This window comes from Noviherbaspirillum malthae (assembly GCF_015352985.1).
Lineage (GTDB): Bacteria > Pseudomonadota > Gammaproteobacteria > Burkholderiales > Burkholderiaceae_D > Noviherbaspirillum > Noviherbaspirillum malthae.
Window position 1 is genome coordinate 71,351 of sequence record NZ_JACYXF010000021.1, and the last position, 21,371, is coordinate 92,721.

Below are 21,371 nucleotides of genomic sequence, written 5' to 3' on the forward strand. Positions count from 1 at the left end.
CCCTCCCCTTGAAGGGGAGGGAATGTATGTCCCTCTACGCCGCAACCTTCCCCGCTGGACCCTTCACCAGAATTATCTTCTTCAACTCCGGCACACAAGACCCGCAATTCGTTCCGCACTTGAGCTTGCCCTGCAATGAAGCAAGCACCGCCTCCGGCGTACCCTCGTTGACCCAATCCTGCTTCGCCAGCGCTTCATCAATTTCGCTTTCCGCAACATTGAAGCAGTTGCACACAATGCGGCCGCGCGCCTTGAATCCCTGCGGCGCCTTCGCCGACGGCATCAGCAGCAGGCGGCCAAGGGTAGCGACCGGCTGCTCGCCCTCCAGATACTCCTTGAGCCAGTGCTCGGCAGAAGTGTCACCAGCAAGCGACACCGCCGCCAGCTTGCCTTCCTGCAAGCGGATGCGCCGGGACGTGCCGCGCTTGGCATCGTCATAGCGCAGCACCTCGGCGCCGGAGATGCCGAAGCGGGTCTCGACATCCCTGATCAGCTCGGCTCCCGCCGGATAGTCATCCGCGGCGCGGAACAGCACGCCAATCTTGTCGCGGCCGAACAGCGTGCAGGAAGCATAGGCGAAGCTGCGCATCAACGGACGCAAACTCGCCTGCAGGGCCAGCGCCTGGGAAGCATCGATCCAGCCGAATACCAGAAAGCGCCACGGCAGTTCGGCCTTCAGAATCTTGACCGCCGCATGCTTGAGTTCAGGCTGCTTGGAACTAGGGCAGTAGGCAGGCACGGTCAGGGCGTTCACGCCATGGGTGCCGCTGCCGTCGTTGCCGCGTCCCGATACATACTCCTCGCCCCAGTGCATGCCGATGAAAGCTTGGCCGCCGCGGATGTCTTCGCTCGCCAGTGCCGGCAGGATCTGCGAGCCGCGCCGGCTGGTTACGTGAACCAGGTCGCCGTTGCCGATCATGCGCCGGTCCATGTCATGCCGCGACATCAGCACTGCAGGTTCGGAGGCATGGGAAAACAGTTGCGCCACGGTGCCGGTGCGGCTCATGCCGTGCCACTGGTCGCGCAGGCGGCCGGTGGTGAGACCGAACGGATAGCGCGCATCGACCTTTTCCGCCACCGGCTGGTAGACCGTCGGCACGAAACGAGCCCTGCCGCTCGCAGTCGGAAAGATGCCGTCTTCATACAGGCGCTTCCTGCCCTGCGACTCGCCTTCCGGGAAAGGCCATTGCTGCGGCCCCTGCTCTTCCAGAATGCGGTAGGACAGACCGGTGATATCAAGGTCGCGCCCGCGCGTGGATTCGCGGTGCTCGTTCCAGATCTGCTCGACGCCCGCATACGGAAACAGGCTGCGCGTCCTGCCCATGTATGCCTCCAGCCTGCGGGCAAAATCAACCACCATTTCCCAGTCGTGCCTGGCTTCGCCCGGCTTGGGCAGCACCGGCTTGAAGCGGGTAATGCGCCGCTCGGAATTGGTGACCGTGCCTTCCTTCTCGCTCCATGTGGTGGCCGGCAACAGCACGTCCGCATAGTCGGCGGTGGCCGTGGTCTTGTAGGCTTCTTGCACGACGACGAGTTCGGCATGCTTGAGCGCTTCGCGAATCAGCGCCTGCTCGGGCATGGACTGGGCGGGATTGGTGCAGGCGATCCACAGTATCTTGATGTCGCCCTTGCGCACCGCTTCGAACATTTCCACCGCGGTCTTGCCGGGCTTGGCGGGAACATCATCGATACCCCACAGGCGTGCCACCTCGGCGCGGTGCTCGGAATTGGCCAGGTCGCGGTGCGCGGACAGCAGGTTGGCCATGCCGCCCACTTCGCGTCCGCCCATGGCATTGGGCTGCCCGGTCAGCGAGAACGGCCCCGCTCCCGGCTTGCCGATCTGATGCGTGGCCAGATGCAGGTTGATCAGCGCCGCATTCTTCGCAGTGCCGGAAGCCGACTGGTTCAAGCCCTGGCAATACAGCGACAGCGCCGCCTTCGACTGGCCGAACCACCGTGCCGCCGTGAGCAGATCCTCTTCGCTGATGCCGCAGGTCTCGGCCACATACTTGGGCGTGTAATCGCGGACGATGCTCTTGAGCTCCGCGAAGCCCTCGGTATGCGCATCGATGTACTCGGCATCGATCAGGTTTTCCCACAGGCAGATATGCAGCATGCCGTTGAACAGGGCGACATCGGTGCCGGGCAGGATGGGCAGGAACAGATCGGCGTCGCGTGCGGTGTCGGTGCGGCGCGGATCGGCGACAATCATCTTGAGCGCGGAATTCTTCCTGCGCGCTTCCTCGATGCGGCGGTAGAGAATGGGATGCGCATACGCGGTGTTGGAGCCGACGATGAACAGCAGCTGCGCCTGCTCGAGATCTTCGTAGCAGGCCGGCGGTGCGTCTGCGCCCAGCGTCTGCTTGTAGCCGGCCACCGCGCTCGACATGCACAGGCGGGAATTGGTATCGATGTTGTTGGTGCCGATCAGACCCTTGGCCAGCTTGTTGAAGACGTAATAGTCTTCGGTCAGCAGCTGTCCCGAGATATAAAAGCCGATGCTGTCGGGACCATGCCGGCGCACGGTGTCATGCACACGCTCGGCAAGATAATCCAGGGTCGCGTCCCAGGAAGCGCGCTCGCGCGGCGCTTCGCGCTTGATGCGCATCTCCGGCTGCAGCGCGCGCACCTGCTGCTGCAGGACCGGATTGGCGGTCAGGTGCAGGGTGCTGCCCTTGGTGCAGAGGCGGCCGAAGTTGGCCGGATGATCGGGGTCGCCGCGCACGCCGGTCACTTGCTTGCCGTCGCTTTCCACGATGACGCCGCAACCGACGCCGCAATAGCAGCAGGTCGCCCTGGTTTCCGTCCGCGCGCCAGCGGCAGGTTTGGTATCCGGCTTGTTCAGATCAGCAGGCAGGACGGCGCCGAGTATGTCATTCATGCCGCCTCGATTTCTATTGCCAGCGTTTGCAGTTCGTTCAGGTCGAGGAAGACCTTGCCGTCTTCCACCTTGACGCTGAACTTCGGCGTGCAGCCTTCATCCGGCTCGGCGGCGCAGCCGGAATCGAGCTGGATGTTCCAGTTGTGCAGCGGGCAGGCGACGCGTTCGCCGAACACGATGCCCTGCGACAGCGGGCCACCGCGGTGGGGGCAGCGGTCAAGCAGTGCAAAAATCTTGTCTTCGCTGTTGCGGAAAATGGCCACATCCGGCTTCGCTGCCCGATTGACCACCCGTGCGCCGAGCACGGGGATGTCTGCGACGTTGCAGACGGCTTTCCATTGTTGCGACATGGAGTTCCTTATGATTGCTTGGATGACTTGGAAAGTGCTGTTGGTTCGGATGATAGAACTGTCGGACTATGAAACCGTGAGCGGAATGAACTGCCGCGCATCGACCTGGGCCTTGTCCTGCTCATGCCAGGGATCGGGTTCGCCTTCCAGCGAGAACAGCAGCCTTTCATAAAGCGCCTTGCGGTTCTCCGCATCTTCCAGCACCTTCTGCTTCACATGTTCGAGGCCGACGCGGGCGATGTAATGCACGGTGCGTTCGAGATACCAGCCCTCTTCGCGGTACAGCTGCAGGAAGGCGCCGGAATACTCGAGCACTTCCTCGTGCGTCTTGAGCTTGACGAAGAAATGCGCGACTTCGGTCTTGATGCCGCCGTTGCCGCCGACATAGATTTCCCAGCCCGAATCGACGCCGATCACGCCCACGTCCTTGATGCCGGATTCTGCGCAGTTGCGCGGGCAGCCGGAGACGGCGATCTTGACCTTGTGCGGCGCATACATCTTCCACAGCGCGCGTTCGAGCTGCTGGCCCATCAGCGTGGAATCCTGAGTACCGAAGCGGCACCATTCGGAGCCGACGCAGGTCTTCACCGTGCGCAGCGCCTTGGCATAAGCATGGCCGCAGGGCATGTCGAGGTCCTTCCACACGTTCTGCAGGTCTTCCTTCTTCACGCCCAGCAGGTCGATGCGCTGGCCGCCGGTGACCTTCACAGTAGGGATGCTGTACTTGTCGACCACGTCGGCGATGCGGCGCAGGTCGGATGCCGTGGTCTCGCCGCCCCACATGCGGGGGATGACGGAATAGGTGCCGTCCTTCTGGATGTTGGCATGCGCACGCTCGTTGATGTAGCGCGATTGCGGATCGTCTTTCGCTTCATGCGGCCAGGTCGAAATCAGGTAATAGTTCAATGCGGGCCGGCAGCTCGCGCAGCCGTTCGGCGTGCGCCACTCGAGGAAATGCATCGCCTCGGCGATCGTCAGCAGCTTGTTGACCTTGATCGCATCGCGCACTTCCTGGTGAGTGCGGTCGGTGCAGCCGCACATCGGCTTGACCTTGGCTGCGGTCGAATAATCGCCGCCGGCGGTGAACATGATGATCTGTTCGACCAGGCCGGTGCAGGACCCGCAGGATGCAGAGGCCTTGGTGTGCTTGCGCACGTCCTCCAGCGTGAACAGCCCCTTTTCCTTGATGGCCTTGACGATCGTGCCCTTGCATACACCGTTGCAGCCGCAGACTTCGGCGGTGTCGGGCATGGCGGCGGCCTTGGTGAAGCCTTCATGGCCAACATCGCCGGGGCGGCCGGTGTTGGATTCGCCGAACATCAGCGTATCGCGGATTTCGCCGATGTCCCTGCCCTCGCGCAGAAGGCTGAAATACCAGGAGCCGTCGACGGTGTCGCCGTAGAGGCAGGCGCCGACCAGCTTGTCATTCTTGATGACCAGTTTTTTGTAAACGCCGCCGATGGGATCGGAGAGCACGATTTCCTCGGTGCCTTCGCCGCCCATGAATTCGCCGGCGGAGAACAGGTCGATGCCGGTGACCTTGAGCTTGGTGGACGTGACCGAGCCCTCGTAGCGGCCGATGCCGAAGTTGGCCAGATGGTTGGCGCAGACCTTCGCCATCTCGAACAGCGGCGCAACTAGACCGTAGGCGGTGCCGCGGTGGTTCACGCATTCGCCGACCGCATAGATGCGCGGGTCGTAGGTCTGCATGGTGTCGTTGACCACGATGCCGCGGTTGCAATACAGACCGGCGGACTCGGCCAGCGTCGTGTTCGGGCGGATGCCGACTGCCATCACGACCAGCTGGGCAGGCACTTCGAGTCCGTCGGTGAAACGGATCGCCTTCACGCGGCCGTTCTCGTCGCCGACGATTTCCTTGGTGTTCTTTTCGAGCAGGAAGGACAGGCCGCGGTCTTCCAGCGACTTCTGCAGCATCTTGCCCGCGACCGGGTCGAGCTGGCGTTCCATCAGCCAGTTCGGCAGGTGCACGACCGTCACGCTCATGCCGCGCAGCTTGAGGCCGTTCGCCGCTTCGAGGCCGAGCAGGCCGCCGCCGATGACCACCGCATGCGTGTGATGCCGCGCGGCTTCGATCATCGCATTGGTGTCCTGGATGTCGCGGTAGGAGATCACGCCTTCGAGATCCTTGCCCGGCACCGGAAGAACGAAGGGATTGGAGCCGGTAGCCAGCAGCAGGCGGTCGTACTCCGCTACCGTGCCGTCCTCGGCGATGACCTGCCGTTTGACGCGGTCTATCTTGACGATCTTCTTGTTGAGATGAAGCGTGATGTCGTTCTGCTCATACCAGTCGACATCGTTGAGCATGATGTCCTGGATGGTCTGTTCCCCGGCGAGCACCGGCGATAGCAGGATGCGGTTGTAGTTGGCATGGGGTTCGGCACCGAAGACGGTCATGTCGTACACGTCGGGCGCAATCTTCAGCAGCTCTTCGAGCGTGCGTACGCCGGCCATGCCATTCCCCACCATCACTAACTTCAGCTTCTTCATCAAAGCTCCTTCTCGTGCGGCCTCGCCATTGAAGCCCAAAGATAAACAATGGCCATCAATAAGCAGGAGGCATGCCAATCGAATACGCGGAAAAACGCACTGCAACGACCATGGTTTTGCACTGCCGCAGTGCAGCACAAAGAATTGAGAGCAGCGACGCACCCGATCGCAGCATGAATCGCCTCATTCAAGGCCGGCATCGTGCACAAAAGCAGTGGCATGCCGCTTGCATAGTGCAGGCCAGCCTCTCAACCTCTGGTGCAAAGGAGCATCGTGAAAACAACGTCGTTTTGGAAGGCGGGACACACGCCTACCCTGCTCGCTTCATTTTTCTATTTCGATCTCAGCTTCATGGTCTGGGTGCTGCTCGGCCCGCTCGCCGTGCAGATCTCGAAAGACCTCGGCCTGACTCCCGCGCAGAAAGGATTGATGGTGGCCACGCCCCTGCTGGCCGGCGCGCTGCTGCGCATCGTCATGGGCGTGCTGGTCGATCATCTCAAGCCCAAGAAGGCCGGCGCCATCGGCCAGCTCATCGTCATCGCGGGCCTCACATGGGCCTGGCTCGGCAGCCTGTCGAGCTATAACCACATGCTGACCTTGGGCGTGCTGCTCGGCGTCGCCGGCGCGGCCTTCGCGGTGGCCCTGCCGCTGGCCTCACGCTGGTATCCGCCGGAGCACCAGGGCACCGCGCTGGGCATTGCCGGCGCCGGCAATTCGGGCACCGCATTCGCCGCCTTGTTCGCGCCCTCGCTTGCGATTGCCTTCGGCTGGCAGAACGTGTTCGGCCTGTGCCTGATTCCGCTGGGCGTGGCGCTTGCGGTCTACCTGATCTTCGCCAAGGATGCGCCCTCCTCGCCGCCGCCCAAGTCGCTGACCGAATACCTGCATGTGCTCAAGGACAAGGATGCATGGTGGTTCATGTTCTTCTACAGCGTCACCTTCGGCGGCTTCTCGGGCCTGGCTTCTTCGCTGACGATCTACTTCAACGGACAGTACGGCCTGTCGCCGGTCACAGCGGGCTACTTCACCGCCGCCTGCGTGTTTGCCGGTTCGCTGGTGCGTCCGCTGGGCGGCATCATCGCCGACCGCATCGGCGGCATCAAGACGCTGTCGATCATGTATGTGCTGGCCGGCCTGTTCCTGTTCATCGCCAGCCTGGGCCTGCAGTCGTATATGGGCGCGCTGGCCGTGTTCGTGATGGCGATGCTGGCGCTCGGCACCGGCAACGGCGCGGTGTTCCAGCTGGTGCCGCAGCGCTTCCGCAAGGAGATCGGCGTCATGACCGGCCTGGTCGGCATGGCCGGCGGCGTGGGCGGCTTCTATCTTGCATCCAGCCTCGGTTATTCAAAGCAGGTGACCGGCAGCTACCAGCTCGGCCTCACCATCTTCGCGGCGCTTGCGGTCACCGCGCTGGTCGGCCTCAGCTTCGTGAAGACACGCTGGCGCACCACCTGGGGCAGCGCTGCGATGACTACGGCGAAAATCTAGAAGCTTCCATGCGCGGCCATCTGTTGATGACAATGGATGGCCGCATCGAAGCCGCGCTTGGAACTTACAAGTATTTCAAGTACCAGATCGTTACCGCGATGAAGATCAGCAGAAGAGACATCATTTTTTCGTTTTTCTTCGATGTCTTCACAATCAGCAGGCCTTGCGCAAGCACCATCACCAGAAGGACTGTCGCGGTAAAGATAAGCCGGGTGTCAGCAGATTGGTCTACCGGCAAACTGGCGGTTGCCGGATCTATCGTCTGCATCCAGTCATATTTATTGCGGGGCAGAATATAGAAGATTCCCAAACCTAGAACGAACAAGACATGGGCTATGCCTTTCATGATGAGCTTCATTCGCCGTCCTTACTGATTCAGCATCGCAGATAGCGAAGACCACGACCTGACAATGAAGTCGCCATAACTTGTATTCTTCCTTATCGATTCAAGTGATGGCCTGGTACCGCGGTTATAACGTGCTCCGACAATTCTGATCTGGTCCATTGTGAGATTGGGAGGATGTTTCTGCAACCCGTCGTGATCGATCAGCTGACGCAGGTGACGAGCGCAAATTTCGATATTGTAGACATCGTTCTGCAGGCAAAACGCGAGTTGTCGAAGCTCACTGTTCGATAAGTCAGCAGCGTTCAAGCCTAGGGTTTCTGCGGCCGCAAGCAACTGAATGCTTACAGCACCGAACGAGGTCTTGTTCGGATGCTTGGCAATTCCCGTACTTCCGGTCTCTCTCGCAAAAGACGCAGCAATCGATCGAATCATGAATGCCCAAGCATCCACAAAGTTAGGATCGCCCCCGACCTCAATCCAACATACTCCGGCAAGGAGCTCGGGAGGGAATCTTTGGTTCATTGCGTTCAGTTTTATCGTGTCCCGGTTATGTCTGACCCATGCAGTCTTGAACTGCTGAATATATGCCTTGCCGCCGCCAAGAACCCCCCGGGACTCCCTTCCAGACCGCAAAATTCGCGGTACTCCAGACCGGGGACCCGTTCGACTCTTTGCAGACAATGCTTGGCATATGGTTTTCCTTTCATCGAATGAAACGTTAAAAATAGGACGCAAAGTCGCCCGAACCTAAAAGTTGCAAAAATATCATTCTGTTGTTTATTTTTCAATAATATTCGTAACGACGACTCTGTTGGTTCTGTTGGTTCTATTTAAGAAACCGATATGAGTTAATTGGAATGCGCAGAACCGCGCCGCCCGCCGTTTTCAGATGGAGCTCTATGCCACTTTCAATCAGCGCCGGTCATGCCAGTCAGACCGGCGTGCGCGAACGCAACGAAGATTTCGTCGGCATGGTCACGCCCGCCGAACCCGACCTGTCGACCAAGGGCCTGGTGGCCGCCGTCGCCGACGGCGTCTCCGGCAACGCGGGCGGACGGGAAGCCTCCGAGTACACGGTGCGCGGCCTGCTGGCCGACTACTACGCAACGCCCGACACCTGGCCCGTCACGCAGGCGATGGACAAGGTGATCAAGGCCATTAACAGCTGGGTGCAGCACCAGGGATCGATACGGCGCGAGCTGGCCGGCATGGCGACCACGCTGACCGCGGTGGTGCTGCGAGGAACCTATTATTACTTTGCTCATGTGGGCGACACCCGCCTGTACCTGCTGCGCGGCGGCGCGCTGACGCGGCTGACCACCGATCATGTCTGGGACCGGCCAGAGATGCAGCATGTGCTCACCCGCGCGATCGGCCTCGATTCGCGCATTGCCATCGATCACGGCATGGGCGAATTGCGCGAGCGCGACGTGTTCCTGCTGGCTTCCGACGGCGTCTGGGGCTGGATGAGCGAATACGACATCACGCACGCGCTGTCGGCCGTTGCGATGGACCAGTCGGATCCGCATGCCGCGGCCTCTGCGCTCGTCGATGCGGCGCTGGCCGCCGGCTCTTCAGACAACTGCAGCGCGCTGGTGCTGAAGGTTGCCTCGCTTCCCGAGGCGAACCTGCGCGATGCGCTGTCGGGGTCGCAGCAGCTGCCCCTGCCGCCGAAGCTCAAGCCGGGACAAGCCATCGACGGTTATGAAGTCGAGGACATCATTCATGCCTCGCAAGCCACCCTGCTCTACCGCGTGCGCGAGCCTAAGTCGCAGCGGCAGCTGGTGCTCAAGACCCTGCATCCGGACCGCGCCAATGATGCACAGGAACGCTCGGCCTTCGCGCATGAGGAATGGCTGGCCAAGCGCGTTGTTGCGCGCTTCTTCCCGCAGGTCATCGTGCCGGAGCAAAAGAACTATCTGTATTACCTGAGCACCTGGCATGAAGGCGCGACGCTGCAGCAGATGCTCGACGCCGGCACGCACTTCACCGCGCCGGAAGTGGTGGCGCACGGAGAGAAGCTGGTGCGTGCGATCGGCGCATTGCACCGGCGCAGCATCATCCACCGCGACATCAAGCCGGGCAATGTGCATCTCGGCGCCGACGGCGAACTGCGGGTGCTCGATCTCGGCGTTGCGCTGTCGGGCCTGGAGAAGGATGACGGCATACAGGCGCCGCAGGCAGGCACTCCGTCCTTTCTCGCGCCTGAGCAGTTCGACAATGCGCCGCCGTCACGGCAGACCGATGTATACGCGGCGGGGGTGACGCTGTACTTCATGCTGACCCGGCATTATCCCTACGGCGAAATCGAGCCCTTCCAGCGCCCGCGCTTCGGCGAACCGGCGCCGCCCGGCCGCTATCGGCCCGATGTGCCGGCCTGGCTGGACAGCGTGCTGCTCAAGGCGGTGGCGCGCGATCCGTCGGACCGGTACGAGACCGCCGAAGAATTCTTGCTTGCATTGGAACGCGGCGCCAGCAATCCGGTGCCGGTGAAAACGGTCACGCCGCTGGCCAAGCGCGATCCTGCAGGCCTTTGGCGCGCAGTGGCGGCGATTTCCATCGTGCTCAACCTGCTGCTGCTTTATCTGCTGGTCATGCGTTGATGCCAGAAAAAACGGCGAAGACCGAAGCCGTCGCCGTTATCTTTCCGCATAAGCTAATCCAGAAGCTTATGCCGCTTCCTTCTCCGCCGCCGGGTGCGACTGCCGGTGGTACAGGAATTCCAGCACCGCGCTGCGGTATTCGATGTAGAGCGGATCATGGGCCAGCGCAACGCGGTCGCGCGGACGCTGCAGGCGTACGTTGACGATGTCGCCGATGGTGGCGGCGGGGCCATTGGTCATCATCACGATGCGGTCCGACAGCAGCACGGCTTCATCCACATCATGCGTGACCATCACGACGGTGGATTGCGTCTTGGCGACGATCTTCAGCAGCTCGTCCTGCAGATGCGCGCGGGTGAGCGCATCGAGCGCGCCGAAGGGCTCGTCCATCAGCAATACCTTGGGCTCCATCGACAGCGCGCGCGCAATGCCGACGCGCTGCTTCATGCCGCCGGAGATTTCGTTGGGCCGCTTCTGTTCCGCATGGGTCAGGCCGACCAGCGCCAGCGCGGCTTTGGTCCGCTCCTTGAGTTTGGCCTTGCTTTCAGCGGCGCCGAACACGCGCTCGACCGCAAGATAGACATTCTCGTAACAGGTCAGCCAGGGCAGCAGCGAATGATTCTGGAACACGACTGCGCGTTCCGGTGCCGGTCCTGCGATTTCCCGGTTGGCGCAGAGCAGCGTGCCGTCGCTGGCCTTGAGCAGGCCGGCGATCAGGTTGAGCAGCGTCGACTTGCCGCAGCCGGAGTGGCCGATGAGCGTGATGAATTCGCCCTTCTTCACGGTCAGGTTGATGTCGCGCAGCGCATGGAACTTGCCTTTCTTTGTGTGAAAGACCATTTCCGCGTTCTGGATCTCGATGAATTTGCTGGTGTTTTCCATAATGTTCTCCTTGGCCCCTCCTGCCTGATGCAAACAGGAGGAGCGCTGTGTTGGGTTGCCGTTCAGCTGCGCACTTCTTCGTAGGTGAAGGCTTTCGCCAAGGCCACCAGCGCCTGTTCGAGCAGCAGGCCGACCACGCCGATGACGACGATGGCGATGATGATGTGCGGCACGTTGAGGTTGTTCCACTCATCCCAGACCCAAAAGCCGATGCCCACGCCGCCGGTCAGCATTTCCGCCGCAACGATCACCAGCCAGGCGGTGCCGATCGCGAGGCGCACGCCGGTCAGCATGTAGGGCAGCACCGAGGGAAACAGGATCTTGGTGACGATCTTCCACTCCGACAGGTTGAGCACCTTGGCCACGTTCATGTAGTCCTGCGGCACGCGCTGCACGCCGACGGCGGTGTTGATGATCATTGGCCAGATCGAGCAGATGAAGATGGCCCAGATCGCGGCCGGGTTGGCGGCCTTGAACACCAGCAGTCCGATCGGCAGCCAGGCCAGCGGCGATACCGGCTTGAGCAGGCTGACGATGGGATTGAACATGCCGCCCAGGAACTTGAATCGGCCGATCATGAAGCCGAGCGGAATGCCAACCAGTGCGGCCAGGCCAAAGCCGGTGGCTACGCGCTGCAGCGACAGCAGCAGGTTCCAGCCTATGCCCTGGTCGTTCGGTCCCTTTTGATAGAAGGGATCGGAGAACACCTTGATCGCTTCCTGGAAGGTGACCATCGGCGACGGAAAGCCGCTGTTCTTCGCGGCGACGATTTCCCAGATCAGCACCAGCACCGCGAGACCGAAAAGCGGCGGCACGACGGCGGCGAAGAAGGGCTTGACCGAAAATTTTCTGCCTGCCTTCGGTGCCGCACGCTTGCGCGCGGCGGCATGTTCCCCGGCATCGGCTTTCATTGTCGCGGACTCCGAAACCGGCTCGGCCGGCTTGTTGAGTGCGATGTTGTTCATGACTGCGCTCATGATGTTCTCCGGTACGGTGAATTAGGCCTTGATCTTGAAGGAATCGGCGTAAGCCTTGGGATTCTTGCCATCCCAGACGGTGCCGTCGATCAGCTTGGAACTGCGCATCGGATCTTTCGGTACGCTCGCCTTGGCCATGCCGGCCGCATCCTTGTAGAGATCGATCTGGTTGATCTGTTTGGCGACCGCCAGATAGTCGACATCTTCCTTGAGCAGGCCCCAGCGCTTGTGCTGGGTGAGGAACCACATGCCGTCCGACAGGTAGGGGAAATTCACCGCGCCGTCGTTGTAGAACTTCATGTAGTTCGGGTCGTCCCAGGTCTTGCCCAGTCCGTTCTGGTAGCGGCCGAGGATGCGCTGGTTGATCACGTCGACCGAGGTGTTCACATACGACTTGTCGGCGATGGTCTCGGCCATCTTGTTCTTGTTGGTGAGGCCGGCGTCGATCCACTTGCTGGCCTCGAGCACGGCGGCGGTCATCGCCCGCGCGGTATTCGGATATTTCTTGACGAAGTCGGCAGTGGTGCCGAGCACCTTCTCCGGATGATCTTTCCAGATGTCCTGCGTGGTAACGCCGGTGATGCCGATGCCGTCGGCAATCGCGCGGTGGCCCCAGGGCTCGCCGACGCAGTAGCCGTCCATGTTGCCGACCCGCATATTGGCCACCATCTGCGGCGGCGGGACGGTAATGATCTTCGCATCCTTCATCGGGTTGATGCCGTAGCTGGCGAGCCAGTAATACAGCCACATCGCATGGGTGCCGGTCGGGAAGGTCTGTGCGAACGTGTATTCGCGCTTGTCGGTCTGCATCAGCTTGGCCAGCGAAGGACCGTCGACAGCGCCCTTGTCGGAGAGCTTCTTCGACAGCGTGATGGCCTGGCCGTTGTTATTGAGCGTCATCAGCATGGCCATGTCCTTCTTCGGGCCGCTGACGCCAAGGTGAACGCCGTAGATCAGGCCGTACAGCACATGCGCGGCGTCGAGTTCGCCGTTGACGAGCTTGTCGCGCACGCCTGCCCAGGAAGCCTCCTTGGTCGGGGTGATCTTGATGCCGTATTTCTTGTCGAAGCCGAGCACGGATGCCATCACAACGGATGCGCAATCGGTCAGCGGAATGAAGCCGATCTTGACCTCTTCTTTTTCCGGCTTGTCGGAACCGGCAGCCCATGCGCCTTGCGTGGCCAATCCACCGAATGCGCCGGCTGTGACTGCTGCGCCCGCCTTGATGATGCTGCGACGGGTCAAATTGGTACTGCTTTCTTTTTTTGTCATGATTTCCTCATGTCCTCATGCATTGATTTGAAACCGGCAAAAAGAAAAGGCGTCCGGGCAGCATGAGCGCTAGCTCATCTTGCCTCGGACGCCTTTGTCCAAAATGCCGCGGCCACCGTTGGTCGCGACACGTTACTGTTCGTTGTGCCAGCCTTGGCACGCCAGGATTGTTTGCAATCCCTGTGCCAACCCTTGCTGGTGCTTAATTCCTCAAATTGATTTCGAACAGCGCATTTTGCGCACCCTGTTTGTGCGCCGCCTTAAAACGGGGCGGTGCGCACCGGACTTGACCGGCTCTTAAAGGAGCAGGTCGGCCACATCGATCATCCGCTGCGCCACTTCGGACAGCTTGAGATTCTTGTCCATGGCCAGCCGGCGCAGCTTGCGATAGGCATCGTCCTCGGTGCAGTGATGCCTTTCCATCAGCAGGCCCTTGGCGCGTTCGATCAGCTTGCGCTCGGCCAGCTTGAGCTTGGTCTCGGAGAGCTCGTGCCGCAGCTTCTGGTCGACCTCGAAGCGGGCCAGCGCCACGTCGAGCACGGTCTTGACCCGCTCCGCCGAGAGGCCTGCGACCACGTAGGCGGAGACGCCTGCCTCGATGGCCGCGTGCATCTTGTCCTTGTCCTTGTCTTCGGTGAAGCAGACGATGGGGCGCCTGTCATTCGCGGTGGCGGCCACCACCTTCTTCAGCGCGGCATCGGACTGTTCGTCGACGATGATGACATCCGGCTGCAGCTGCGCGATCTGGTCTTCAAGATCGGCATCCGGCGGCAGCGCGGCCAGGATGTTGTAGCCGCCTTCCAGCAGGCCGATGCGCAGCGCCCGCGCCCGCTCGGCCTGGACCTGCGCCGCATGGTCTGCTCCTTCGGGCACGACCAGGGAATTGATTACGACGATCTTCAGTTGTTTGGAATCGGTCATGTGTACCTCAAGTGGAGTTCCCTCGGTGGACTTCCATTCCTGCCTGTCTCATTGTTTCAGTTCAGTCATGGTTGTGTGTAGCGGAATCCTTCTTTGGAGTTCCTTTAAAATAGAGCTTTGCACTTGAGCTTTGCAAGAAGCTTGCCATCTTCCATTTTTCCCATGATCGTTCTCGGCGTCGAATCCTCCTGTGATGAAACCGGCCTTGCGTTGTATGACACGCAACGCGGCCTGCTGGCGCATGCGCTTCACTCGCAAGTCGCCATGCATGAAGAGTACGGCGGCGTGGTGCCGGAACTCGCCTCGCGCGACCATATCCGCCGCGCCATCCCGCTGCTCGAACAGGTGATGGGCAAGGCCGGCGTCTCGCGCGATGCGATCGACGCCATCGCCTACACCCAGGGGCCGGGACTGGCCGGCGCGCTGCTGGTCGGCGCCTCGATTGCCTGCGGCCTCGGCCTCGCGATGGACAAGCCTGTGCTCGGCGTGCACCATCTCGAGGGCCACCTGCTGTCGCCGCTGCTGGCCGGCGAGCGGCCGGACTTTCCCTTCATTGCCTTGTTGATATCGGGCGGCCATACGCAGCTCATGCGGGTCGACGGCGTCGGCCAGTACACGCTGCTGGGCGAAACGCTGGACGATGCGGCCGGTGAAGCTTTCGACAAGTCGGCCAAGCTTCTGGGCTTGGGCTATCCGGGCGGTCCGGCGATTTCGCGCCTGGCGGAATTCGGCGATTCGGGCGTCCACAAGCTGCCGCGGCCGATGCTGCATTCCAAGGATCTGAACTTCAGCTTCTCCGGCCTCAAGACCGCGGTGCTGACGCTGGTTAAAAATCAGTCAACCAACATCTGCGAACAGGACAAGGCCCATATCGCGCGCGCCTTCGTCGATGCGATCGTGGAAGTGCTGGTGGCCAAATGCCTGGCGGCGCTCAAGCAGACCGGCCTCAAGCGGCTGGTGATCGCCGGCGGCGTCGGCGCCAACCGGCAGCTGCGCGAAGCGCTGAATGCGTCGGCGGAAAAAAAGCGCTTCAAGGTGTTTTATCCGGAACTGGAATTCTGCACCGATAACGGTGCGATGATCGCCTTCGCCGGTGCGATGCGCCTGCAGATCAATCCCGACGCCGCCAAGCGCGACTATGCATTCAATGTGCGGCCGCGCTGGCCGCTGGATGAGCTGCGGGTGATCTGAGAGGGCGACGCCTCCCTTCGAGAGGCCAATCAGTCTCCTGTGGGCGACAGCTGAAAGCTGCGCAGCCGGTCCCAGCCGCGCAGGTAATCTGCCAGTCTTGCGGCATTGCCAAGGTCGGTCGTCCGGATCACCATCCGGTATTCGAAGGACACGCCGTCCTCCCCCACGCGGTAGCTCATGTTGGCAATCGTGAAACCGTAGCTGTGCAGCAGGTCGCGAATTTCCTTTTCGGATGCCGTATCGTGGCGGTCGAAGCGCATCGAATGATGGGCATACGATTGCGAAGGCATGCGGGCTTCGATGCGGCGAAACACCGAGAGCGTGCCGAGTGTCAGCAGGGTTGCAAGAACGGCGGGGTAATAAAAGCCGATGCCGATCAGGACGCCGATGGCCGCGGTCATCCAGATCGAGGCGGCGGTGGTCAGGCCGCGCACGCTCAAGCCTTCCTTGAAGATGACGCCGGCGCCGAGGAAGCCGATGCCGGTCATGATGCCCTGGGCCATGCGGGTGGGATCGGTGCGCACGGTTTCGATCGGGATGCCGGGCAGCCAGCGTGTCTGGTACAGGGTCACCAGCATCAGCAGGCTGGAAGCCAGGCACACCAGCGTATGGGTACGGAATCCCGCCGGCCGGCCATGAAAGCTGCGCTCCAGGCCGATGATGCCTCCCGCTACCAGCGCCGCGCCGAGATGAATCGCAATTGCAGCATAGTCGTCATCCATGCCAGTTCTCCCTTTTTTCCCAGCATAAATCACTTCGGCAAAAAGCGTTAGACCTAAAGCAATCACGGCTGGCAGGAACACGGAGCTTCATGGCCCGGTATTCCTGCCAGCCGCCGGCTTGGCGAGGACTGCTAAGCAGAAAGCACAATGCCCTTCTGCATACGGAATGAATCCCCCTCTCCCGCAGGCGGGAGAGGGGAACGCAATCGCATTAGCTGACTGTAAAAAGGCTTTCCTTTTCAATTGCGTAGAGTTGCTATGTCTTCTTGCTGCCGATCTTGCTTTCCTTGCCCGCCAGCAGATTGGCAATGTTCTGGCGGTGCCGATAGATGAGCAGGCCGCTCATCACGGCGATGGCGAGCAGCGCCGGCCGCAGGCCGAACAGCAGAGCGTAGTAGAAAGGCGCGAAGACGCTGGCCACCAGCGCGGCAAGCGACGAATAGCGGAATGCATAGGCGATCACCAGCCAGGTGACGATGGTGGCGAGGCCGAGCCAGCCGTTGATGCCGATCAGGACGCCCAGCAGCGTGGCGACGCCCTTGCCGCCGACGAAACGGGAGAACACCGGCCACAGATGGCCGATGAAGGCGGCCAGCCCGGCGAGCGCGATGCCGGTATCGCCGACGCCGTAACGCGGCCCCAGCCATTGGGCCAGCCACACGGCCAGCGTGCCCTTGAAGCCGTCGCCCAGCAACGTCAGTGCCGCGGCGGCCTTGTTGCCGCTGCGCAGAACATTGGTCGCACCCGGGTTCTTCGAGCCGTAGGTGCGCGGATCGGCAAGCCCGAACAGCTTGCTGCAGACCACGGCGAACGACACCGACCCGATCAGGTAGGCAGCGACGACAAACAATACGGTATTCATTCAATATCCTTTTTAGATCAGTTGGCTCCGGCCGGCCGGTCGCCTGTCCGGTACGGAACGGCACGCCATGCACCAGCGCCTTGCCGCCGCATGCGGGATACGGCAAAAGCCTTCAAGTTTATTCTTCCAGTGCGCAGCTGACGCCCTTGGCGTTGAGCACGGCAGGCAGGATCTTCGGGTCGATGCCGACGAGATAGCCGCGCCGGCCGCCGTTGATGTAGATCTTGTCGAGCGCAAGAATGCTCTCTTCCACGTAGACCGGCATTGCCTTCCGGGTGCCGAATGGCGAAGTGCCGCCGATGAGATAACCGGAATGCCGGTTCGCCACCTCGGGCTTGCAGGGCTCGACCGACTTGCATCCGATCTGGCGCGCAAGGTTCTTGGTCGATACCTTGCGGTCCCCGTGCATCAGCACCACCAGCGGCTTGGCCGCCTCGTCCTGCATGATGAGGGTCTTGACGACGTGGTGCTCGTCGACCCCCAGCTCGCGCGCCGACACCGTCGTGCCGCCATGCTCTTCGTAGGTATAGGGATGTTCGGAAAAGGCGATGCCCTGGCGGCGCAGGAATTGCGTCGCGGGGGTTTCGGAAATGTGTTCTTTTTTTGCCATGGCGGGTAATTAAAATGCGGAGCACATTATGCAGCAACAGGCTGCTTTGCGGTGCAGCCTGCCAAGCCCTCGTATATGCATCGGACGACTCCCATACGTTCTTCGCCAGGGAAGCCGTGTTCGCCAGCCAGGCATGAATCCGTCTCACTCGAGACCAGCCGGCCAATTGATCGACATCAACTGTTCACTGTTTGATTCCAAGGTGATTTTGCTGCATTGCCGCACACATGGTAAAACTGGGTCCGGCAATGTTGCCGCCACAGAACAAAGATTGCCGGCAGGGCTTGAATATCAAGGAAAAAATGTTTTCAGGAAAGAATGATTCATTGCAGAAACGCTTTTTTGTGCATCGCACAAAATAGTGCTTGACATGCTCGATTCGTTCTTTAGAATGCGCTTTATTGCAGTGCACAATAAACGTGAAGACGTATTGTCAAGCTGATACACCATCTCACCAAGGAGTTCACCATGTTTACCGTTCCGGAACAGTTTTCCACCGCAGCCAAGGCCAATTTCGAGGCGCAACTCGCGCTTTTCACCACACTCACCGGCAAGGCTTTCGACAGCGTCGAAAAAATCGTCGACCTGAATCTGAATGTCGCCAAGGCTTCGCTCGAAGATTCTTCGATCACCGCCAAGCAGCTTCTGACGGTCAAGGATCCGCAGGAATTCTTCTCCCTGACCGCCGCCCAGGCGCAGCCGGCTGCTGCCAAGGCCATCGCTTACGGCCGCCATCTGGCAGGCATCGCGACTGCCACTCAGGCTGAATTCGCACGCATCACTGAAGAGCAGATCGCCGAAACCGGCCGCAAGGTATCGGCGCTGGTCGACGACGTGTCGAAGAACGCGCCGGCCGGTTCGGAAAATGTGGTCGCCCTGTTCAAGAACGCCATCGGCACCGCCAACGCCGGCTACGAGCAGTTCAGCAAGAGCACCAAGCAAGCCGTCGAAGCCATCGAAGCCAATGTGAACACAGCCGTTTCCCAGTTCTCGCAGGCCGTGGAAAAGACCGCCGCTGCCGGCCGCGCACGCAAGTAATCTGCGAAGGTTTCAGACTCATCAAGAAGGGCCGCAATCTGCGGCCCTTTTTCATTTTGCTGCTTCCATCGTCCGGTACGGCGGCTTGCCTCCGCTGCCCTGCATCACCTGGACGATGATGCGTTCGACATCGGGCGTCCTGCTCAGCCAGCGTTCGATCGCTTCGGCCTGCCCCTGGCTGGCGACACAGCCTTCCACCCGCACGAATCGGCGCTGCACGGTCAGCCAGAGGCTGCTGCCGCGAAAGACGTCCTTGTCCTCCCGGCTGCCGATTGCCGCGGCAATCGGTGCGTCGTAACGGTAGGCATTCGGTTCGGTGCAGGTCCCCGCCATCCAGCAGCTGGTGCCGCGCTCGATGCGGGAATGCGCTTCGGCGTTTCGCTCGGCTTCGGTCATGTAGGGCCCGCGCGCTTGCGGACACCCGGGGATGTCATTCGACATGCGAAGGAAGGGATCTTTGAACCAGTTCTGCAGGCGCGCGCCGTCCTCTGCCTTGGCAGGCAGTACGGTAAGCCCCGCAGTGCCCGCCATGCAGGCAATGACGAACAGGCGGAGGCCGCGAAATCGGTTTGAGCTGAACGGCAATGTTAAAGATGCGACACCATGTATGTCGCCGCAAAGGTAGCCACCACCAACACAATATAGGAGAGTGTCCGAAAGGTTTCCATGATCGATGCCCCGAAAAAGCCCAGTGGATTCACTGTAGCAATCCGCATTCCATGGCAAATTGACGGACAGCAAGGTTTTGCCCGCCCAATTGTGGTTTTCGAGCGGGTCAGAGGGTAATCCCGGGGTGTTCAGCCGCGCGGATGATGTTCAGCATGCAGCTTCTTCAGACGTTCGCGCGCCACATGCGTATAGATTTGCGTGGTCGAGATATCGGCATGCCCCAGCAGCAGCTGGACGACACGCAGGTCCGCACCATGATTAAGCAGGTGCGTTGCAAAAGCGTGCCTCAGGGTGTGCGGCGAAAGCGGCGCATTGATCTCGGCTTTCAGCGCATGCTTCTTGATGAGGATCCAGAACATCTGGCGGGTCATCGCTGCTCCGCGTCCGGTGACGAAGAGGGCGTCATCCGCCTGTCCGTTCAGGATTGCCGGCCGCCCCTCCTTCAGGTAGCGCTCTATCCATGAGCGCGCCTCGTCGCCGAAAGGCACCAGGCGCGTTTTGGCGCCCTTGCCGGTAACGCGCAGCACGCCCTCGTTCATGCCGAGCTCCATGGTCTTGAGCAGGACCAGTTCGGACACGCGCAAGCCGCTGGCATACATCAATTCCAGCATGGTGCGGTCACGCAGGCCCAATGGCGTGTTGACGTCCGGCGCAGCAAGCAGGGCCTCCACCTGCGCTTCCGACAATACCTTGGGCGTGCGCGGCGGCTGCTTCGCCGATTTCAGTTTCAGGCAGGGATCGACATGAATCCGGCTCTGCCGCAGCGCCATCTGGTAAAACCGCTTGAGCACCGCAAGCCGCCGGTTGGCCGACGTTGCCTTGGTATCGGCATGGCGCGCCGCGAAATACGCATTGATGTCTTCCGCCTGCACCGCGTACAGCAGCTTGCCGTGCTGGCTTTCCAGCCATGCGCTGAACAGCGACATGTCGCGCCGATAGGCATCGAGCGTGTTCCTGGACAAACCGTCCTCCAGCCAGAGCGTGTCGCAGAATTCATCGATGGCGGTTTGATTGTTCGCCCGCAGATCGCTCATTGATACGCCTTGATGCCCTCATGCGCCAGCAGCCAGCGCTTGACGCCCAGATGGAAGCCGGTTTCATCGTCGTGGTTGGAAAAGCCGCCCAGGCCGCCTGAGGCCGTCACCCGGTGGCAAGGCACCACCAGCGGAAACCAGTTGGCTCCGCAGGCCTGCCCAACCGCGCGCGGCGCGGACCGGATGAGCTTGGCCACCTGGCCATAGGTCAGCACCTCGCCGCGGGGAATGGCGGAAATCACGCCCCACACCCTGCGCTGGAACTCCGTTCCCACCGGGGCCAATGCGAGATCGAAACGGAAGTCTGGATCCCGCAGGTATTGCTCGGCTTGCCGGGCCACCTGTTCGGAGAGCGGGTCGGCCGGCGCCTGTTCGTCGAAGCTGGGGGGCAGGTAGACGAGCTCCCGCACCAGACCGGCCTCGGTCCGGATGCCGATACAGCCCCAGGGCGCTTCGACGATGGCGGAAAACTGCGGATGTCTTTGCGGTGCATTCATGCCGTTAGGATAAATCAAAGCCGCCTTCTTTCGAAGCCTCCGGCGCAGGACGCGCCGTATTTCAGCGCCTGCCGTCGCCTTGCTGCAAAAAAAACCGGCGCATTCCTTGCGAAATGCGCCGGTCTCTCCGGTCTTGTTGCAGGGAAGGCCGTGTCCGGCCTTCCCCCTGTTCCCGGCTGTACTCTCCTGGTTCGCGCTTACTCCTCGAACGCTTCTTCCCGCTTCTTGCGCAGCGACGGCAGCAGCACCACCGCCAGGGCCAGTGCCGACACCACCAGCATGGTCGCGCTGATCGGACGCTGCAGGAAGACCATCGGATCGCTGCGCGACAGCAGCAGCGCACGGCGCAGGTACTCTTCCATCATCGGGCCGATGATGAAGCCCAGCAGCATTGGCGCGGCTTCCATTTCCAGCTTGTTGCAGATGTAGCCGAACAGACCGAACAGCGCCATCATGTAGACATCGAACTCGGAGTTGTTCAGGCTGAACACGCCGATGGCGCAGAACACCAGGATGCCCG

General features: G+C 61.2%; 21 protein-coding genes. 5 read left to right on the forward strand and 16 right to left on the reverse strand.

The window, feature by feature from the left end:
• Nucleotides 1-34 precede the first annotated feature (34 nt).
• The 3 genes from IGW03_RS20680 to nirB all read right to left on the reverse strand — a co-directional run bounded on the left by IGW03_RS20680 (nt 35) and on the right by nirB (nt 5,739).
• Complete coding sequence (locus IGW03_RS20680; RefSeq protein WP_194724424.1) at nt 35-2,881, reverse strand: nitrate reductase; 2,847 nt, start codon at nt 2,879-2,881, stop codon at nt 35-37.
• Complete coding sequence (gene nirD, locus IGW03_RS20685; RefSeq protein ID WP_194724425.1) at nt 2,878-3,231, reverse strand: nitrite reductase small subunit NirD; 354 nt, start codon at nt 3,229-3,231, stop codon at nt 2,878-2,880. The genes IGW03_RS20680 and nirD overlap by 4 nt, the downstream gene beginning before the upstream one ends.
• Before the next feature lie 66 nt (nt 3,232-3,297).
• On the reverse strand, nt 3,298-5,739 hold the full coding sequence (nirB, locus tag IGW03_RS20690) for a nitrite reductase large subunit NirB (RefSeq protein WP_194724426.1): 2,442 nt from the start codon (nt 5,737-5,739) through the stop codon (nt 3,298-3,300).
• A gap of 273 nt (nt 5,740-6,012) precedes the next feature.
• Between nirB and IGW03_RS20695 the strand changes: the two genes are divergently transcribed.
• Nucleotides 6,013-7,227, forward strand: a complete 1,215-nt coding sequence (locus tag IGW03_RS20695) for a nitrate/nitrite transporter (RefSeq protein WP_194724427.1) — start codon at nt 6,013-6,015, stop codon at nt 7,225-7,227.
• Nucleotides 7,228-7,291: 64 nt separating this feature from the next.
• On the opposite strand, the gene IGW03_RS20700 is transcribed toward IGW03_RS20695, so the two are convergent.
• Together IGW03_RS20700 and IGW03_RS20705 are read right to left on the reverse strand one after the other, a co-directional pair.
• Nucleotides 7,292-7,585, reverse strand: a complete 294-nt coding sequence (locus IGW03_RS20700; RefSeq protein ID WP_194724428.1) for a hypothetical protein — start codon at nt 7,583-7,585, stop codon at nt 7,292-7,294.
• 9 nt (nt 7,586-7,594) lie between these two features.
• Nucleotides 7,595-8,095 carry a hypothetical protein gene (locus IGW03_RS20705; RefSeq protein ID WP_228535849.1) on the reverse strand — a complete coding sequence of 167 codons (501 nt, stop codon included), beginning with the start codon at nt 8,093-8,095 and terminating at the stop codon, nt 7,595-7,597.
• A 377-nt stretch (nt 8,096-8,472) separates the two neighbouring features.
• On the opposite strand from IGW03_RS20705, the gene IGW03_RS20710 reads away from it, so the two are divergent.
• Complete coding sequence (locus tag IGW03_RS20710) at nt 8,473-10,176, forward strand: bifunctional protein-serine/threonine kinase/phosphatase (protein ID WP_194724429.1); 1,704 nt, start codon at nt 8,473-8,475, stop codon at nt 10,174-10,176.
• Between the two features lie 66 nt (nt 10,177-10,242).
• Here IGW03_RS20710 and IGW03_RS20715 read toward each other — a convergent pair whose 3' ends face one another.
• The 4 genes from IGW03_RS20715 to IGW03_RS20730 form a co-directional block, all read right to left on the reverse strand.
• Nucleotides 10,243-11,058: an ABC transporter ATP-binding protein gene (locus IGW03_RS20715; protein ID WP_194724430.1), complete on the reverse strand. Its 816-nt coding sequence runs from the start codon at nt 11,056-11,058 to the stop codon at nt 10,243-10,245.
• Nucleotides 11,059-11,120: 62 nt separating this feature from the next.
• Nucleotides 11,121-12,035, reverse strand: a complete 915-nt coding sequence (gene ntrB, locus IGW03_RS20720) for a nitrate ABC transporter permease (RefSeq protein ID WP_194724431.1) — start codon at nt 12,033-12,035, stop codon at nt 11,121-11,123.
• Nucleotides 12,036-12,056: 21 nt separating this feature from the next.
• On the reverse strand, nt 12,057-13,307 hold the full coding sequence (locus tag IGW03_RS20725; RefSeq protein ID WP_194724432.1) for a CmpA/NrtA family ABC transporter substrate-binding protein: 1,251 nt from the start codon (nt 13,305-13,307) through the stop codon (nt 12,057-12,059).
• 297 nt (nt 13,308-13,604) lie between these two features.
• The gene (locus IGW03_RS20730) at nt 13,605-14,228 is read right to left on the reverse strand and encodes an ANTAR domain-containing response regulator (RefSeq protein WP_194724433.1); all 624 of its coding nucleotides are present in this window, start codon (nt 14,226-14,228) and stop codon (nt 13,605-13,607) included.
• Nucleotides 14,229-14,390: 162 nt separating this feature from the next.
• Between IGW03_RS20730 and tsaD the strand changes: the two genes are divergently transcribed.
• On the forward strand, nt 14,391-15,419 hold the full coding sequence (gene tsaD / locus IGW03_RS20735) for a tRNA (adenosine(37)-N6)-threonylcarbamoyltransferase complex transferase subunit TsaD (RefSeq protein ID WP_194724445.1): 1,029 nt from the start codon (nt 14,391-14,393) through the stop codon (nt 15,417-15,419).
• A 29-nt stretch (nt 15,420-15,448) separates the two neighbouring features.
• Here the strand turns inward: tsaD and IGW03_RS20740 are convergent, their stop codons facing one another.
• The 3 genes from IGW03_RS20740 to ybaK all read right to left on the reverse strand — a co-directional run bounded on the left by IGW03_RS20740 (nt 15,449) and on the right by ybaK (nt 17,613).
• Nucleotides 15,449-16,141, reverse strand: a complete 693-nt coding sequence (locus IGW03_RS20740; RefSeq protein WP_194724434.1) for an MgtC/SapB family protein — start codon at nt 16,139-16,141, stop codon at nt 15,449-15,451.
• A 256-nt stretch (nt 16,142-16,397) separates the two neighbouring features.
• Nucleotides 16,398-17,003 carry a glycerol-3-phosphate 1-O-acyltransferase PlsY gene (gene plsY, locus IGW03_RS20745; protein ID WP_194724435.1) on the reverse strand — a complete coding sequence of 202 codons (606 nt, stop codon included), beginning with the start codon at nt 17,001-17,003 and terminating at the stop codon, nt 16,398-16,400.
• A 118-nt stretch (nt 17,004-17,121) separates the two neighbouring features.
• Nucleotides 17,122-17,613: a Cys-tRNA(Pro) deacylase gene (gene ybaK / locus IGW03_RS20750; protein WP_194724436.1), complete on the reverse strand. Its 492-nt coding sequence runs from the start codon at nt 17,611-17,613 to the stop codon at nt 17,122-17,124.
• 166 nt (nt 17,614-17,779) lie between these two features.
• Between ybaK and IGW03_RS20755 the strand changes: the two genes are divergently transcribed.
• Both IGW03_RS20755 and IGW03_RS20760 read left to right on the forward strand, forming a co-directional pair.
• On the forward strand, nt 17,780-17,935 hold the full coding sequence (locus IGW03_RS20755; RefSeq protein ID WP_194724437.1) for a hypothetical protein: 156 nt from the start codon (nt 17,780-17,782) through the stop codon (nt 17,933-17,935).
• A 146-nt stretch (nt 17,936-18,081) separates the two neighbouring features.
• Nucleotides 18,082-18,651 (forward strand): phasin family protein, encoded by a 570-nt coding sequence (locus IGW03_RS20760; RefSeq protein WP_194724438.1) that lies wholly within the window; start codon nt 18,082-18,084, stop codon nt 18,649-18,651.
• A gap of 51 nt (nt 18,652-18,702) precedes the next feature.
• Here IGW03_RS20760 and IGW03_RS20765 read toward each other — a convergent pair whose 3' ends face one another.
• From IGW03_RS20765 to IGW03_RS20780, 4 genes are all read right to left on the reverse strand, one after another.
• The gene (locus IGW03_RS20765; protein ID WP_194724439.1) at nt 18,703-19,182 is read right to left on the reverse strand and encodes a BON domain-containing protein; all 480 of its coding nucleotides are present in this window, start codon (nt 19,180-19,182) and stop codon (nt 18,703-18,705) included.
• Nucleotides 19,183-19,448: 266 nt separating this feature from the next.
• Nucleotides 19,449-20,354, reverse strand: coding sequence for a site-specific tyrosine recombinase XerD (gene xerD / locus IGW03_RS20770; RefSeq protein WP_194724440.1), 906 nt, complete (start codon nt 20,352-20,354; stop codon nt 19,449-19,451).
• Nucleotides 20,351-20,851, reverse strand: coding sequence for a methylated-DNA--[protein]-cysteine S-methyltransferase (locus IGW03_RS20775; RefSeq protein WP_194724441.1), 501 nt, complete (start codon nt 20,849-20,851; stop codon nt 20,351-20,353). The genes xerD and IGW03_RS20775 overlap by 4 nt, the downstream gene beginning before the upstream one ends.
• Nucleotides 20,852-21,048: 197 nt before the next feature.
• A partial coding sequence (locus tag IGW03_RS20780) for a tripartite tricarboxylate transporter permease (RefSeq protein ID WP_194724442.1) occupies nt 21,049-21,371 on the reverse strand: 323 nt, incomplete at its 5' end.